Annotated in this window: 11 protein-coding genes; 4 read left to right on the top strand and 7 right to left on the bottom strand. The window is 65.9% G+C overall.

The annotated features are described in order from the left end of the window. Positions 1 to 102: 102 nt before the first annotated feature. Positions 103 to 5,259 (top strand): hypothetical protein, encoded by a 5,157-nt coding sequence (locus JO236_RS01260; protein WP_293323631.1) that lies wholly within the window; start codon positions 103 to 105, stop codon positions 5,257 to 5,259. Between the two features lie 192 nt (positions 5,260 to 5,451). Here JO236_RS01260 and JO236_RS01255 read toward each other — a convergent pair whose 3' ends face one another. Both JO236_RS01255 and mhuD read right to left on the bottom strand, forming a co-directional pair. Continuing rightward, positions 5,452 to 6,837 carry a serine hydrolase gene (locus JO236_RS01255; RefSeq protein ID WP_293323628.1) on the bottom strand — a complete coding sequence of 462 codons (1,386 nt, stop codon included), beginning with the start codon at positions 6,835 to 6,837 and terminating at the stop codon, positions 5,452 to 5,454. Next, entirely contained in the window at positions 6,800 to 7,117 is a 318-nt protein-coding gene (mhuD, locus tag JO236_RS01250) for a mycobilin-forming heme oxygenase MhuD (protein WP_293323625.1), read from the bottom strand. The genes JO236_RS01255 and mhuD overlap by 38 nt, the downstream gene beginning before the upstream one ends. 23 nt (positions 7,118 to 7,140) lie before the next feature. Between mhuD and JO236_RS01245 the strand changes: the two genes are divergently transcribed. After that, positions 7,141 to 7,911 carry an alpha/beta fold hydrolase gene (locus JO236_RS01245; RefSeq protein ID WP_293323622.1) on the top strand — a complete coding sequence of 257 codons (771 nt, stop codon included), beginning with the start codon at positions 7,141 to 7,143 and terminating at the stop codon, positions 7,909 to 7,911. A 2-nt stretch (positions 7,912 to 7,913) separates the two neighbouring features. Here JO236_RS01245 and JO236_RS01240 read toward each other — a convergent pair whose 3' ends face one another. The 3 genes from JO236_RS01240 to JO236_RS01230 form a co-directional block, all read right to left on the bottom strand. Then, positions 7,914 to 9,617 carry a GMC oxidoreductase gene (locus JO236_RS01240; RefSeq protein ID WP_293323619.1) on the bottom strand — a complete coding sequence of 568 codons (1,704 nt, stop codon included), beginning with the start codon at positions 9,615 to 9,617 and terminating at the stop codon, positions 7,914 to 7,916. Further along, positions 9,604 to 10,398: a gluconate 2-dehydrogenase subunit 3 family protein gene (locus JO236_RS01235; protein WP_293323617.1), complete on the bottom strand. Its 795-nt coding sequence runs from the start codon at positions 10,396 to 10,398 to the stop codon at positions 9,604 to 9,606. Before JO236_RS01235 ends, JO236_RS01240 begins: the two co-directional genes overlap by 14 nt. Positions 10,399 to 10,461: 63 nt before the next feature. Next, positions 10,462 to 11,364 (bottom strand): A/G-specific adenine glycosylase, encoded by a 903-nt coding sequence (locus tag JO236_RS01230; RefSeq protein WP_293323614.1) that lies wholly within the window; start codon positions 11,362 to 11,364, stop codon positions 10,462 to 10,464. Here JO236_RS01230 and JO236_RS01225 point away from each other — a divergent pair. Then, entirely contained in the window at positions 11,363 to 11,980 is a 618-nt protein-coding gene (locus JO236_RS01225) for a carbonic anhydrase (protein ID WP_293323611.1), read from the top strand. The two genes, JO236_RS01230 and JO236_RS01225, sit on opposite strands and share 2 nt — an antisense overlap. A 110-nt stretch (positions 11,981 to 12,090) precedes the next feature. Beyond that, positions 12,091 to 12,915: a hypothetical protein gene (locus tag JO236_RS01220; protein ID WP_293323608.1), complete on the top strand. Its 825-nt coding sequence runs from the start codon at positions 12,091 to 12,093 to the stop codon at positions 12,913 to 12,915. A gap of 103 nt (positions 12,916 to 13,018) precedes the next feature. Here JO236_RS01220 and disA read toward each other — a convergent pair whose 3' ends face one another. Both disA and radA read right to left on the bottom strand, forming a co-directional pair. Next, complete coding sequence (gene disA / locus JO236_RS01215; protein ID WP_293323605.1) at positions 13,019 to 14,086, bottom strand: DNA integrity scanning diadenylate cyclase DisA; 1,068 nt, start codon at positions 14,084 to 14,086, stop codon at positions 13,019 to 13,021. Between the two features lie 6 nt (positions 14,087 to 14,092). Continuing rightward, entirely contained in the window at positions 14,093 to 15,532 is a 1,440-nt protein-coding gene (gene radA / locus JO236_RS01210; protein WP_293323602.1) for a DNA repair protein RadA, read from the bottom strand. Positions 15,533 to 15,578: the final 46 nt, after the last annotated feature.

Raw genomic sequence — 15,578 nt, 5'->3', positions numbered from 1 at the left:
GTCGGCTTTACGCAGAACGACCTCCGGCACGGATGGCTACGTGAGGCGCGGAGGCTTCTCGAGACGGGCGAGGTACGGCTCAACTCAGTCGACGTTATTGCGGTGCGCGGAAAGCGCATCGCTCTCACTCGGTTGGCGTTGGGTAGTGCCGACGCGAGCCCTGGAGCACCCCATGACGAATTTCTTCAGCTATTCGGCATCGACGAGGAGGGCCGGATCGCGCTGCAGGTGTCGTTCGACCTCGAAGACATCGAAGCAGCGATCGCTGAACTCGACGCCACGCACGAGCGTTTGGAGGGACAGCGAAGGGCGCCGCGGCTCGAAAACGCGGCAAGCCGAGTCGTCGAACGCAACCAAGCGCTTTTCGACGCCCGCGACTGGGAGGCGATGGCCGAGATGCTGGCCGACGACATTTCCACCGACGATCGGCGGCAAGTGGTAGGTGCCGGAGTCCGATGCGGTCGCAACGTCGCGGTGCAAGATGCGCGCGCGAACGCAGAGCTCGGCGCCAAGTTGGTCGCGTCAACCGTTGTCGCGACGCGCGGCGAGCACCTCGTCTTTTGCCGGACCCACTACTCGACTAGCGCCGAGCCGGCCGAGAAGTTTCACGTCGATGCCCTCCTCGTCTATGAGATCAACGCCGACGAACGGATCGCGGCGGCCCTCACGTTTGACCCCGACGACTTCGATGCCGCCATAGCCGAACTCGATGCGCGCTACCTCGCCGGCGAAGCGGCACCGCACGCGCACGCATGGTCGGTGGTCGCAGGAGCTTATGCCGCATTCAACCGGCGCGAATCCTCCACGACAACGCCAGACTGGGTGAACATTGACCATCGTCGCGGAGCAGGTTTCGCTCCCGGCGACATGATCGCGTACCTCCGAGCCGCATGGGAGGACTCGCCTGACACAAAGATCTACATCGCGACGGTACATCGGCTCAGCAATATCGGCGCGGTCGTCACCCATGCTGCGCGTGGGGTCTCTCAAGGTGGCTTCGATGCCGAGTGGCGGGACAATCACCTTCTGACCATCGATGGCGATTTGGTCAACCGTTGTGAGCTGTTCGACGAGGCCGATCTCGACACCGCGCTCGCCAGATTCGAGGAACTCAGCAGGCAGACACGGCGACTCGAAAATGCGGCAAGCCGGCTATACGAGCGCTTCCAGGCGCACTTGTCGACGCGCGACTGGGATGCCTTGGCTGAAACGGTGGGCAATAACTCCTATACCGAGGATCGCCGCCGAGTGGTCAATTCCGGAATCCGATATGACCGAGATGCTGTCGACGATTTGCGTGCGCTCGCCGACGTGGGCTTCAGGTTGACACTGGTGGGTGTCATAGCGATCCGCGGTGAGCGCCTCGCCCTCACTCATGTTCGCGGGTCTGGCCAAGACCCCGGGGCAATCGAATCCGAAGCCCTCAACGTCGTCGAGAGTGACGCCGATGAAAGGTTCTCGACGGTCGTCGTGTTCGATCTCGACGACTTCGACGCCGCCATCGCCGAGCTCGACGCCCGATACCTCGCCGGCGAGGCAGCCGCCCACGCGCACGTCTGGTCGGTTGTCACACAGACCTACGCCGGACTGAATAGGGGCGAATGGCCCGCGACGGCTCACGACTGGCAGATCGTTGACCATCGGCAAGTGATCACAATCCCGCCCAATGACATGCTCGAAAACTTCCGCGCTTCTTGGGACCTCGTGCCCAACTTGAGCCTCTACATCGAGGCCGTGCATCGGCTGAGCGACATAGGCGCAGTCTTCACCCAGGCGGTGAAGGGAACCTCGGAAGAGGGCTTTGAGGCCGAATGGCGGATCAACAACACCACGATGTTCGAAGGCGAGAACATCAACCGCGTCGAGATGTTCGACGAATCAGACATAGACACCGCGATCGCGAGGTTCGAACAACTCAGCCAGCCGGCACCGCGACTGGAGAACGCGGCAAGCCAAGCGGTCGAGCGCTACGTGGCGCATTTCGTAGCGCGCGATTGGGATGCGCTCGCGGAGGTGCTGGCCGACGACATCGTTATCGACGATCGCCGGCGGATCGTAAACGCAGGCACCCGACACGGTCGAGAGACCGAGATCGCAAACCTGCGGGCGACCGCCGACGCCGGGTTCACGTACATGACGTCCGTCGTCATCGCAGGCCGTGGGGAGCGCCTCATCCTCGCGCGTGCCGCGGGCCGCGATGACGGGTCCGAGGAGTTCCTCAGCGAAGCGCTGGCCGTCGTCGAAGTCAGCTCGCACAACCAGATCCGGGCGATCGTCGTGTTCGACATCGACGACTTCGAGGCGGCCATCGCCGAGCTCGACACCCGCTACCTCGCAGGCGAGGCCGCCGCCCACGCCCGCAGCTGGTCGGTGATCACGGAAGGTTACGCCTCGCTCAACCGGCGCGAACTTCCCGCGACGACAACGGACTTCGCGAATATCGACCATCGGCGAGGCAGGGCGTTCGCCCCCGGTGACCTGAGGCCATATCTCCGTGCCAGCTGGGACGTCTCGCCGCGATTCAGGATCTATATCGAGGCTGTGCACCGACTGAGTGATCTCGGCGCGGTTGTGACCCATACGGCGTATGGAACCTCGAGTGAGGGCTTCGAAGCCGAATGGCGAGAAGTCAATCTTCTAACGGCTGATGGCGACGCGGTCAACCAGTGCGAGCTGTTCGACGAGGCGGACATCGACGCCGCGCTCGCGAAATTTGAGCAACTGCACCCACAGATGCGGGCGCCGGAGAATGCGGCAAGCCGAACGATTGACCGATTCTTAGCGTTCGCTGTGCTCGCCCGCTTCGAGGAATTGCATCGCCGGGCGCATCGAGTGGAGAATCCGGCAAGTCAAGCGGCCCAACGCTTCTTTGCGTCCTTAGGAGCCCGCAACTGGGTGGCGATGGCCGACATTCTGGTTGACAACAGTTTTAGCGACGACCGCCGGCGCGTGGTGAATGCCGGAGTTTGGCACGGTCGCGACGTTTTGATCGCAAAACTGCGCGAGACCACCGATCCTGGCGTCGAGGTCGAAATTTCCGCGGTCTCGGCGATCAGAGGGCGGCGCCTGGCGCTCAGTCAGGTCCGATGGTCGATTAGCGAGCACGGGCCGGAGGCATTCCGCAGCGAGGCGCTGTGCATCACCGAGATGGAGAGCGACGAACTGATCGCGGCGATCATCATGTTCGACCCCGACGACATGGACACAGCGTTGAAGGAGCTTGACGCTCGATATCTAGCCGGCGAAGCGGCGCCGTACGCGCAGACGTGGTCGGTGATCGCAGAAGCTCACGCCGGGTTCAATCGGCACGAGCTTCCCGCTACGACGTCGGATCCGGTTTACATCGATCATCAACCGCTCGTATCGGTCGAGGAGGTTGATCTGGCCGCAACTCTCCGTGCCGTTTGGGACCTCACGCCGCAAGCCAGCGTCTATATAGAGGCCGTGCACCGGCTGAGTGAAGCCGGAGCCGTCATCACCCAGGCGCTGAAAGGGACCTCGAAAGAGGGCTTCGACGCCGAATGGTGGATGATCGACGTTTTCATAGTCCAAGGCGACTTGATCAGCCGCGTCGAAGTCTTCGACGAAGCGGACATCGACGCCGCGATCACCCGCTTTGAGGAACTCCAACCGCGGCCGCGACGGCTGGAAAACGCGGCGACCCGAGCAGGTGACCGCTTTTTCACGCTCTTCCGGGCCCGCGATTGGGAGGCGATAGCCAAGGCGCTGACCGAGGACAGCTCCGTCGACGATCGCCGTCGCGTGGTGAATGCCGGGCGCTGGGACCGCCGCAACTCCGTGATCACAAACATGCAAGCGCTGGCCGAGGGTTGGACGAACCTCACCATGACCGTCGTCGCGACCCGCGGCGAGCGCCTCGCCCTTACTCGAATCTGTTCGTCTAACCGCGACTTGCGGTATGGGAACTTCGACGTCGAGATGCTGACCATCATCGAGATCGACACCGACGAGCGGATCAGGGCGCAGGTGTTGTTCAGCCTCGACGATCTCGACAGTGCCTTCGCCGAACTCGACGTTCGGTATCTCGCCGGTGAGGCGGCCGCGCTCGCGCACACGTGGTCGGTCGTCGCGAAAGCATGCGCCGCGCTTAGTCAGCGCGGGTTGTTCCCGACGACGCCGGATTGGGTGAATGTTGACCACAGGCGGGGGATAGCGTTCAAGTCCGGTGACCTGACGGAGTACATCCGTTCCGCATGGAACCTGTTGTCCGGCGGAGGCATATATGCCAAGACCGCACATCGCCTGAGCGATCTCGGCGCGGTGTACAGCTGGGTGGGTTATGGAACTTCGCAAGACGGCTCCGACGTCGAGTTCCACGGAGTCAACCTGCTGACCGTCGAAGGCGACCTGGTCAACCGCGTCGAAATCTTCGACGAGACAGACCTGGACGCCGCGCTCGCGCGCTTCGAGGAATTGCAACCGAAGGCGCGGCAGCTCGAAAACGCGGCAAGCCGAGTGGACGAGCGCTTCGCGGCGCATTTCGCCGCCCGAGAGCGGCAGGCGATGGCGGGGCTAATGGCCGACGCCATTTCAATTGACGATCGGCGTCACGTGGTGAATTCCGGTCTCCGGCACGGTCGGGATGCTGAAGTCGCCAACATGCGGGCCCGCGTCGGCGTCGGTGTGGAGAGGATTACTTCGGCCGTCGTTGCGACTCGCGGGGAGCGCCTTGCACTCACGCGTAGCTGTTTCTCGGGGCGCCACCCGCGGCCCGAAGAGTTCCACACCGAAGCACTCTGCATCGTCGAGATCGACGCCGAGGAACGGATCGTGGGGCGCATCGGGTATGACATCGCCGACATCAACGCCGCCTTCGAGGAGCTCGACGCCCGGTATCTCGCCGGCGAAGGGGCGGCCCACTCGCACACTTGGTCGGTGGTTGCAGACTTGTACGCCGGATTCAACCGGCGCGAACTTCCGGCCACAACGCCCGATTGGACCTACGTCGACAATAGGTCGGTCATCTCCATCGAGGCGAGTGATCTACCCGCATTCATCAGTGCCGGTTGGGAACTCACGCCGGAGATCAGCATCCACATGGAGGCGGTGCACCGGTTGAGTGACCTCGGAGTGGTCGTCACTCACACCGCGCACGGCATTTCGCCCGAGGACTTCAACGTCGAGTGGCGCATGATCGACATCTTCACCGTCGACGGTGACCTGATCAGCCGCTGCGAGATGTTCGACGAGACGGACCTCGACGCTGCCCTCGCCCGCTTTGAGGAGTTGCGCCCGTAGTGGCGATAGCTGAGAACACGGCACGCACAGATGCTGGCCGAGGCCGCTTAGTTGAGCCGCTGTCCAAAGGGCACAACAACTTCAAATGCGCTAGCACATGGGCTAGCGCTTTCTGCGGCGTGCCCGCCTGCCTCGGGTTGCCAACCACGCCCATGTGCCCTGACTTCAGTCACCGCCCCAGCGCGACGCGGCCTAGTGCGGACCGATCAGCGCGAAGACCTGCTTGGCCAGCTGCAGCATCCAGCTCGTGACGGTCGGCCCGTGATCACGGGTCCAGTTCAGCTGAAAGCTGACCACCCACGGCTGACCTGTCTTGTCCACGGCGTACCAGCTGAACGTCAAATCACCAGGCAGGCCACCGGCTTTCGCGCCAATGTAGGGCCAGTCGTTGCGATCCAGCTGGATACCGGCGACGGCGGACAGGATCTTGCGGATGGGCGTGGCCGCGCCGACCGCGTCGGCCTGGAGTGTGGTATGGACTCGACAGATGTCCTCGGCGCTGCCGTACCATTCCGCGCCGTAGGCGGAAGCAGGCGAGTGGGCGCGGGTTGGATCAGGTTGGTAGACGGCGGAATCCACCTGTTGTAGCAGTTGAGCCCGAACTTGCGGAGAGCCCTGCTTCCACTGCTCGCGCAAATCGGATTGTCCCCATCCGACCGAAAACAGCTCATACATAGTCGGAAACGGTGTCATGCTTGCCGGATCGTGATGGCCTGCCGTGACCAAAGCTTGCTCGATGGCATGCGTGCCCATCCGGCCAATCAGCAAGTCGGTGGCCATGTTGTCACTCGCGGCGATCATCTTCTCGGCGGCGGTACGCACCGAAACCTGCGCTCCGACAGGAAGTTCCAGGCCTGACGACCCCACCGCCTTGCTCTTCTCGGTGACCGTCAGCTGATCGTCCCAGGACACCGTTCCGGCCTTGACGGCATCGGCCAGCGCGTGCAGCACGTACAACTTGAAAATCGATGCCAGCGGCAAAGATTCGCCGGTATTGGTGCCCGCCACCGGGTGGCATTGGCCTTGAGCGGTCTGGTCCACCTTGGCGACCTGGTAGGAGTAGCGGGCGCCGGTCCGACTCAACACGGCGTCGACGTCCTGCCACGACTTAACTGACGGTGGCTGAGTTTCGAGTTCGAAACCATCCACCCACCCGTCATCGTCGGTATGGATCCGGATGTCCTGTCGCGCGCCGTAGGAGGAAATCAGATGCAGCGTGGCAACGCTGGCCCCGATGTCCACACTGTCGAGCCTGAACGGACGATCCCACCACAGCGACTCCATCGTGGTCTCGACCGAGTCGAGGTGCTTGGGCGCAGCAAGGGTCCCGACTCCGATCGGGCCGATCGGCCAGTCCGAGTTGAGCATGTCCATGGTCTGCTGGGCCCGCAGACCGGGGGGAGTCCGCGTGTCGATCTGCCGTCCCGGGTTCGCCGCGTTGGCCTGCGGGGATGGTGCGGGGGCACACGCCGGGGCCAGGGAGACGACCAGTGCGGCGGCGGCGCTGAGCGCCGCCGCGCGATGCCGCGCCCGACGCCCGCTAACCAGACTGGCCGGAAGCGGCAACGTCGAGCACAACCTCGAATTCCAGGAGCGACGCGCCGGTCGCCACCGGGTTGGTCCGAACTCCGGCATGGGCCGCGATAGCGGGCCCGTTTGCCCACGCCTGGAATGCTTCATCGGACTCCCAATGCGTCACCACGAAGTAGCGGTCTTCCCCTTTGACCGGGCGCAGCAACTGAAAGCCGAGGAAGCCGGGCGAGTTCTCCACCGCGTGGGCGCGGTGAGCGAACCGCTTCTCCAGTTCGGGGCCAGCGTCGGCGGGCACTTCGATTGCGTTGATTTTCACCACTGGCATGGGGCTAGGCTACCGTGCCCTGAATGGCAGCGGATCTGTTGACCCGTCGCGGCGGCGAAGGAGAGCCGCTGATACTCGTGCACGGGCTGATGGGGCGTGGCAGCACCTGGTCGCGCCAGCTACCCTGGCTGACCCGGCTGGGGAGCGTGTACACCTATGACGCGCCGTGGCATCGTGGCCGCGACGTTGCCGATCCGTACCCGATCAGCACCGAGCGATTCGTGGCGGACCTGGGCGATGCCGTGAACGCGTTGGGTGTACCGGTCCGACTGGTCGGTCATTCTATGGGTGCGCTGCATTCCTGGTGCCTGGCCGCACGGCATCCAAACCTGGTGTCGGCGTTGGTTATCGAGGACATGGCTCCGGACTTCCGCGGCCGAACCACCGGTCCGTGGGAGCCGTGGCTACACGCGCTGCCGGTCGAATTCCATTCCGCCGAACAGGTATTCGTCGAATTCGGGCCCGTCGCGGGTCAGTATTTTCTGGACGCCTTTGATCGCACCGCCACCGGTTGGCGCCTGCACGGGCACACCTCGAAGTGGATCGAGATCGCCGCCGAGTGGGGCACTCGTGATTACTGGCAGGACTGGCAAAGCGTGCGTTCACCCGCGCTGCTGATCGAAGCCGGTGATTCGGTCACCCCCCCGGGCCAGATGTTCGAGATGGCCCGAACCGGCTGTCCAACAGAATATTTGAAGGTGCCTGAGGCCGGCCACCTGATTCACGATGACGCGCCCCGGACGTACCGCCAGGTGGTCGAATCCTTCTTCGCGACGCTGCCCGGTGCCGGTTAGATTCAACGCCTGCCGGTGATTCCGCGCGCGGTACGCAGCGCCACCGCCATAAGCGTGTTGGTGGGATTTTGGCAACCTGACGTAACGAACACGCTGCCGTCGGCCACGAAAACGTTGTCCATCTGGTGCATTCGTCCATTCGGGTCAACCACGCTCGTTGCCGGGGACACGCCCATCTGCATCCCGCCCATGACGTGCTTGGTGTCCGGTGGAGTGCCGCCCCCCACGGAGCGCGTCACGCTGTCGGGTATGGCGGCGAACAGGGTCGCGCCGGCCGCCGCAATCATCGCGGTGACCACGGGCACATAGAACGTCTGCGCGACCTGCTCGTGCTTGCCCAGCGCGTAGGTGATGCGGGGCACCGGCTGGCCGTTGAGGTCCTTGACGCTCGGGTCGAGGGTCACGTTGTTGGTGAGGTACGGCAGGTCGGTGCCGATGAAATCCACGCCGGCGAGCCGGTCGCGCAGGAGCGAGGCGCGCATCAGCTCCTTGAACCCCGCGCCGAACAATTGCACCCCCGGCAGGAGTCCCAGAATCTCCTGGTAGAACTTGCCCTCCGCGATCGGTTCCTGGCTCCCACCGAGCTCGCACAGGCCGCCGCGGATGTAGGGCAGTCCGGCCAGTTTTGCCGCGACTCGGGCCCCGGGGAAGTCGGGGTTGGCAAAGTCCTCCATGCACTGCGTGATTGAGCGCCCGCGGTAGGCGTGCGCTCGCTGATCGAGATAGATGCCAAACCCGTCGATGAAGTTGTGAAACATCAGCCGTGCACCGACCCGTCCGCTCGCGTCGGGCAGGCCCGAAAGCAGCGCCAACCGCGCCGACTCGATCGCCGAGGCTGCCAGCACCACCAGGTCGGCGCTCTCCCCGCCGGCATTACCTTGCGGGTCGAGATAGGCGACGCCGGTCGCCCGGCGTCCGGTGAATCCGACCGAGGTGACGGTCGTCTCCGGCCGCAACTGCGCACGCCCGGTCTGCAGCGCGCGCCGCAGCGGGGCCAGGGCACCGACCCGGGCGGCGATCGGGCACCCGTAATTCGCGCAGAACCCGCAGTTATTACAGGCCGGGCGTCCGTCGTTGGGCACTGAGTTGATCGCCGACGGGAACGGAAAAGGGTGCAGCCCAAGGCGCTTCGCTCCCTTGGCGATCAGCGTGGACGAGCGCTGCTGCGCCCCGGGCGGCATCGGGTAGGGTCTCGACCGCGGCGCGTGCTTCTGAACCAGTGCGGGTAACTTCCCGACGTCGCCCTGGGTCCCGAGCAGCGCTTCGATCTCGTCGTAGTAGGGCGCGATATCGGCGTACTCGAACGGCCAATCCGCCATGTCCGCGCCGGGCTGCGGGCCGAGCATCGACAGTCCCTTGAAGTCGATGTCCCAGAACCGCGGGACCTTCGCGTCCCAGTGCGTGGTGCCCCCGCCGACGGTCACCGGTAGCTCGTTGACGGGACCGATGTAATCCGCGTTCTGGCCGGCGGATTGGCGAAATGTGCGGGGATAGGCGAGCGGGTCCGGCTGCTCGAAGTAGCGGGACTTCGCCTTGAGCTCGTCGTTGGAGAACGTCGTAGTGCCATACAGGTTGCCGAGCAGGTCGGTGAAGTAGTTCGAGCCCTTCTCGAATATCACGACGTCCCAACCGGCCTCCGCGAGTTCCATCGCCACCACCGATCCGCCGGCGCCCGAGCCGACAACGACCGCCTTAGTGGCCGGCACCCACGCCGCCCTTTCCGCCGATTTTGGCGACGACATGTTCCCAGCCGCCGTTGAGGAGCCGGGCTATGATCCCGTTGGGCGGAATCCCAAGCGGGTCAAGCTGAGTCGCTTCGACCTGGGCGTCGGTATAGCCACGGGGCTGCGAATCCCCGGGGAAATAGATGTCTTGCCAACCAACTTGGTTCGCGTTGCCGCCGTACTCGGGGTTGGAGTACATCGCCTCGATGGTGTGACCGAACAGCAAATTCGTGAAGCCCAAGGCCTGACCCTGGGCCAAGATCAGGTCCTGCTGCACGCGTGGCACGCAGGTGAAGTCGCCGCCCGCGAGCTGATCGAGCAGCGCGATGCCGTTGGTGTACTGGCCGCGAAGGTCGTTGAGCCGCTGGCGCCACGCGTAGGTCTGTGCTCGGTTGAGCGGCACGAAATTGGCCATGAAGTCCTGCGAGCCGCCGCTGCGGTTGCTCCACGGCCCGCCCGCGTGCACGTCGGCCGGCGTGGTGTCGAACACCGACAGCAGCCGGTCCAGGTAGACGACCACGTTCGCTTCGTGCGCCCCGGGGTGGCCGAGCTCGGTCAGGCAGTCTTCCGGCCCCGGGACGAGGCGGCGGGTGGCGGCGTCGAGCACCGCCGCCTGGTGTGGCGACAGGAATCGGTACGTCGATTCTGCGCAAGCAGTCGGGAGCACGCCCGGCAAAGCGGCGGCCAGCGGAAGCAGGCTCAGCCCGCCGAGCATCGCGCGCCGCGACACCGGCGACGACAGGGGGGTCCCGTCGCTGGGCACAACGGCAGGGTATGGCCAGATAAAGCGTTCACCAGGGAACGGGCGCGCGGCGGCGTGTCGGGACTAGTCTCCTTCGCCGGCCAGCGCGAAGCGGCCGTCGCCGGTCTGTGTCACCAGGCCGTCAGCTAACAGCGAATACAGTGCCCGGTCGCGCTGCGCGGTATCGGTCAGCCACGCCACGTCCAGCTCTGCCCTGGTTACGGGAGAATCGTTGTCGCGCAACACATCCAGCAGTCGCCCACGCACCTGGCGGTCGGTCCCGGCGTATTGCTGGACTCGGCGCGGTGGCCCCTGCGCCGGCGGATACCCCGCACTACGCCACGCGCATTCGCGGAGCGGACACAACCCGCATCGCGGCGAGCGCGCCGTGCACACAATCGCGCCGAGCTCCATCAAGGCGATCGAAAACCTAGGCGCCGCTTCGTCATTGGGCAGCAGGGCCGCGACGTCGGCGTTGTCCCGGGTAGCCGACGGCGCACCGGCGTCGGCGCGGCCGTGCACGGCCCGGGCCACCACGCGGCGCACGTTGGTGTCCACCACCGGCACCGGCTTGCGGTAGGCGAAGCTTGCCACCGCCCGCGCGGTGTAACTGCCGACACCGGGCAGGGTGAGCAGCACCTCGATATCGGCGGGAACCACGTCGTTGTGCTCGCGGGCGATAACCGTGGCGCATTCGTGTAACCGCTTGGCCCGCCGCGGATAGCCAAGTTTGCCCCACGCCCGCAACACATCTGCCGCGCTTGCCGCGGAGGTGGCCGACGGGGTGGGCCAACGCCGCACCCAGTCCGTCCAGGTCGGCAACACGCGGGACACCGGCGTCTGCTGCAGCATGAACTCGCTGACCAGAATCTGCCACGCGCTGACGCCGGGGCCTCGCCAGGGCAGGTCGCGGTGCGACCGGTCATACCAGGCGATCAGGTCATCGGGCGACAGCTTCACCCGGCCGTGCGGCACAATGTGTGCCATGCCCAACACCAATCCGGCCAGCGCGTGGAAAACACTCAAAGAGGGTAACGAGCGATTCGTTGCCGGCAAGCCCGAACACCCCAGCCAGGGCGTCGACCATCGGGCCAGCCTGGCCGCGGGCCAGCAGCCGATCGCCGCAGTATTCGGTTGTGCGGACAGCCGGGTGCCGGCCGAGCTGGTGTTCGACCAGGGCCTCGGCGACATCTTTGTGGTCCGCACCGCGGGGCAGGCCATCGATGCGGCGGTACTGGGGTCCCTCGAGTACGCGGTGACGGTGCTGAACGTATCGCTCATCGTGGTCCTCGGCCACGGCAGTTGCGGCGCCGTCAAGGCCACCGTCGGCGCGATCGAGGACGGCGCTGTCCCCGCCGGTTTCGTCCGGGACGTGGTCGAAAGAGTTACGCCGTCCATACTGCTCGGCCGTAGCGAGGGCCTGAGCCGCATCGACGAGTTCGAGGAACGGCACGCCCGCGAGACGGTGGCGCAACTGGTGGCGCGTTCGACGGCCATCGCCGAGCGGGTCACCGCGGGCAAACTGGCGATCGTCGCCGCGATCTACCAGCTGGCCGACGGTCGTGCGGTGCTGTTGGACCACACCGGCGATATCGGAGAGTGACTTCCCGCTCGCCACTGACCCGGTCCTAGCAGGTAGGGGCGCCCGCTAACCTTCGCGACACGCCGGGGCGGGTCGGACGAGTCTGCGTGACCTGGCCCTACCGTGTAAATGTGCTGGATCTGGAACCGCGTGGCCCGCTACCTACGGAGATCTACTGGCGGCGCAGGGGCTTGGCCCTGGGCATCGCGGTAGTCGTAATCGGAGTAGCCGTCGCGATCGTCATCGCCTTTGTCAGTGGCAACGCCGGCGCGAAGCCAACCAGTGCCGACAAAACGGGAAACGCGCAGGGCCACCCGGGATCAGCGGCACCCCAAGCGCCCCAGACGCCACAGCCGGCCGGGCAAACCGAGGGCAACACTCCGGCGGCACAGGCGCCCCAGGCGCAAAACCCGGAAGCGCCCACCCCCACTGCCGCCGTGCAGCCGCCGCCCGTGCTCAAGGAAGGCGACGACTGCCCCGACTCCACGCTGGCGGTCAAGGGCCTGACCAATTCGCCCCAGTACTACATCGGCGATCAGCCGAAGTTCACGATGGTGGTGACCAACATCGGGCTGGTGGCCTGCAAGCGCGACGTGGGCGCCGCGGTGTTGGCCGCCTACGTCTATTCGCTGGACAACAAGCGGCTGTGGTCCAACCTGGACTGCGCGCCGTCAAATGAAACGCTGGTCAAGACGTTCACGCCGGGCGAGCAGGTCACTACCGCGGTGACCTGGACCGGGATGGGATCGTCGCCGCATTGCCCATTGCCGCGGCCGGCGATCGGGGCGGGCACCTACAACCTGGTCGTTCAGCTGGGCAATCTGCGCTCGCAGCCGGTTCCGTTCATCCTGAATCAGCCGCCGGCGCCGCCTGGTCCGGCGCCGGGGCAGGGCGCGCCCGCTGCGGCTCCGCCGCCTGAGGCGCCGCCGACCGCGGCCCCCGCGCCCGGCGGGTAACTCGTTGGGCCTGCATTGGCGCGTTTGAGCAATTGATTCTGCGCTGAGGGCGGAGTTGTTCGAGTAGGCCCCGCCCTCAGCGCAGAATCAACGCCCAGCTGCCCTAGTGGTCGGCGATCGTCGACTCGGCCAGTTGGGACAGGCCCTCTCGCACGTGGCGGGCCCACATTGCGCCAATCCCGTCCACGGATTGCAGATCGCTGGCGCTGGCCGCCAGCAGCCCTTGCAGCGTTCCGAACGCCCGAACCAGTACGTCGGCATGGGCGAACTGCAACCGGGGAATGCCCGCCATCGCGCGGTAGCCACGCGGGCTCAGCGCCGAGTCCTGTGCCTCCGTGGTGGTCGGATAGCCAAAGACCTTCGCGAGCGCGGTCACCTCGAGCAGTTCGGTGTCCGACAGGGCGTCCAGCTCGTCCAGCGTGGCGACGATCTGCGGTGTAGATGGGGGCTCGGGGTTGGCGTGGTAGTCGCGCACGATCAACTCCCGCGCGGTGTCGTTGCCGCCCAGCAGCTCCTCCAGCTGTAGTCGTAGCTGACGCCCGTCGGTGCCGAGCTCGATGCAGTCGTAGTCGATCACCAGACCGATTCGCCGGACCAACTCGAGCCGTTGCACCACCGTCATCACGTCGCGCAGCGTCACGAAGTCCTCGATCTCCGCCCTCGACAGTTGCCGGCTGACCTCGTCGAGCCGGGTCTTGTAGCGTTCCAGCGTTGCGATGGCCTGGTTGGCGCGCGACAGGATGGTTGCGGAGTCGGTGAGCACGTGGCGCTCTCCGCCCACGTAGACGGTCACGATGTTCATCGAATGGCTCACCGAGATCACCGGGTAACCCGTTTGGATCGCGGCCCGTTCCGCCGAGCGGTGGCGGGTTCCGGACTCGTCGGTGGGTATCGACGGATCGGGCACCAACTGCACGTTGGCACGCACGATACGGCTGCCGTCGGTGGACAGCACCACGGCACCGTCCATCTTGGACAGTTCGCGCAGCCGTGTCGGCGCGTAGCGGACATCGAGGGAGAAGCCGCCGTCGCAGATGGCCTCGACATTCTCGTCGTGGCCGAGCACGATCAGGGCGCCGGTGCGGCCGCGCAGGATGCGTTCCAGGCCGTCGCGCAGTCCGGTTCCGGGTGCCAGACGGGCGACAGATTCACGCAGGGTCGGACGGGTCACAGCGTGTCATTGTGCGGTCCCGTTGGGTGGTCCGTCCAGCCGTTGCGGTCCGGTGGGCCTGGTGGTGCGATGGTCGGCGATGTCGACCATGTGCTCCAGTGCCGCGACGATGTTGGGTGCCGTCAAGGCGCGCAGACCCTGCGGGAGGGCCTTGCAGCCCGGCGGAATGAGCGCCAGGGTGAACCCCTGACGGGCGGCTTCGGCCAGGCGCCGTTCCATACCGCTGACCCGCCGCAGGTCGCCCGCCAGCCCCACCTCGCCGATCATCACCGCGGTGGTGGGCAACGGCAGGTCGGCATAAGCCGATGCGAGCGCGGTCGCCACCGCCAGGTCCGAGGACGGGTCGGTCAGCCGCATGCCGCCGACAGTGGACAGGTAGATGTCGTTGACGGCGACGGGTAACCTTGCGTGCTTTTCCAGCACCGCGGTGATCATCGCGGCCCGGGAATGGTCGATACCGCTGACGGCCCGCCGCGGTGAGCCACCGGGGGACGGCGTCGCCAGCAAGGCCTGGACTTCGCCGATCAGTGGTCGCTTGCCATCCAGCGTCACCGTGATGGCCGTGCCGGCAACGGGCGCCGGCCGCTGATCCAGGAACAGGTGCGACGGGTCCGGAACGTCTTCGATTCCGTTGTCGTGCAGTACAAAACACCCGACTTCGTCGGCGGCGCCGAAGCGGTTCTTGACCCCGCGGACCATCCGCAGCGTGCCGTTGCGGTCGCCCTCGAAGTGCAACACCACGTCGACGAGGTGCTCGAGTGAGCGCGGACCGGCGATGGCGCCGTCCTTCGTGACGTGCCCGACGAGGATGAGCGCGACGCCGGTGCTCTTCGCGGCGGCCGTCAGCACCGACGTGACCGCGCGCACCTGGGTGACGCCACCGGCGACCCCGTCGGCTTCGGTGCTGGACATGGTCTGCGCCGAATCGACGATGACCAGGGCAGGACGGACGGTTTCAATGTGCTCGAGCACGGCGTGCACGTCGGATTCGGCGGCCAGGTAGACCTCGTCGCTGCCGCAGTCGATCCGGTCCGCGCGTAGCCGGATCTGGCCGGCCGACTCTTCGCCGGAGACATACAGCGCGCGCCGCCCCGACTGGGCCCACCGGTGGGCGACCTTGAGCAGCAGCGTGGACTTCCCGACACCGGGATCACCGGCCAGCAGCGCGACCGACCCGGGCACCACACCGCCGCCGAGCACCCGGTCCAGTTCGTCTATGCCCGTCGAGCGGTGCCGGCTGAGGTTGGGCTGTACCGAACTGATCGGAACGGCGCGCGACGCCGGCGCCGAGGCCAGACCCGCCCGTCGGCCGTTGCCACCGGCCGAACTGAGCACTTTTACTTCGTCGACCGTGCCCCACGTTCCGCACTCGAGGCAGCGCCCAACCCACTTAGCGGTGAGGCGGCGGCATTCCGAGCAGCGATACTGGGTTCGCGTGCCTGCCACGCCAATGACGGTATCGGGCTGGTATGACAGCCCGGCGGATCGACGC

The sequence above is a fragment of the Mycobacterium sp. genome, assembly GCF_019247635.1.
Classification (GTDB): Bacteria; Actinomycetota; Actinomycetes; order Mycobacteriales; family Mycobacteriaceae; genus Mycobacterium.
The sequence above is the reverse complement of the archived record's forward strand: the minus strand, read 5'-3'. Positions and strand labels throughout refer to the sequence as shown.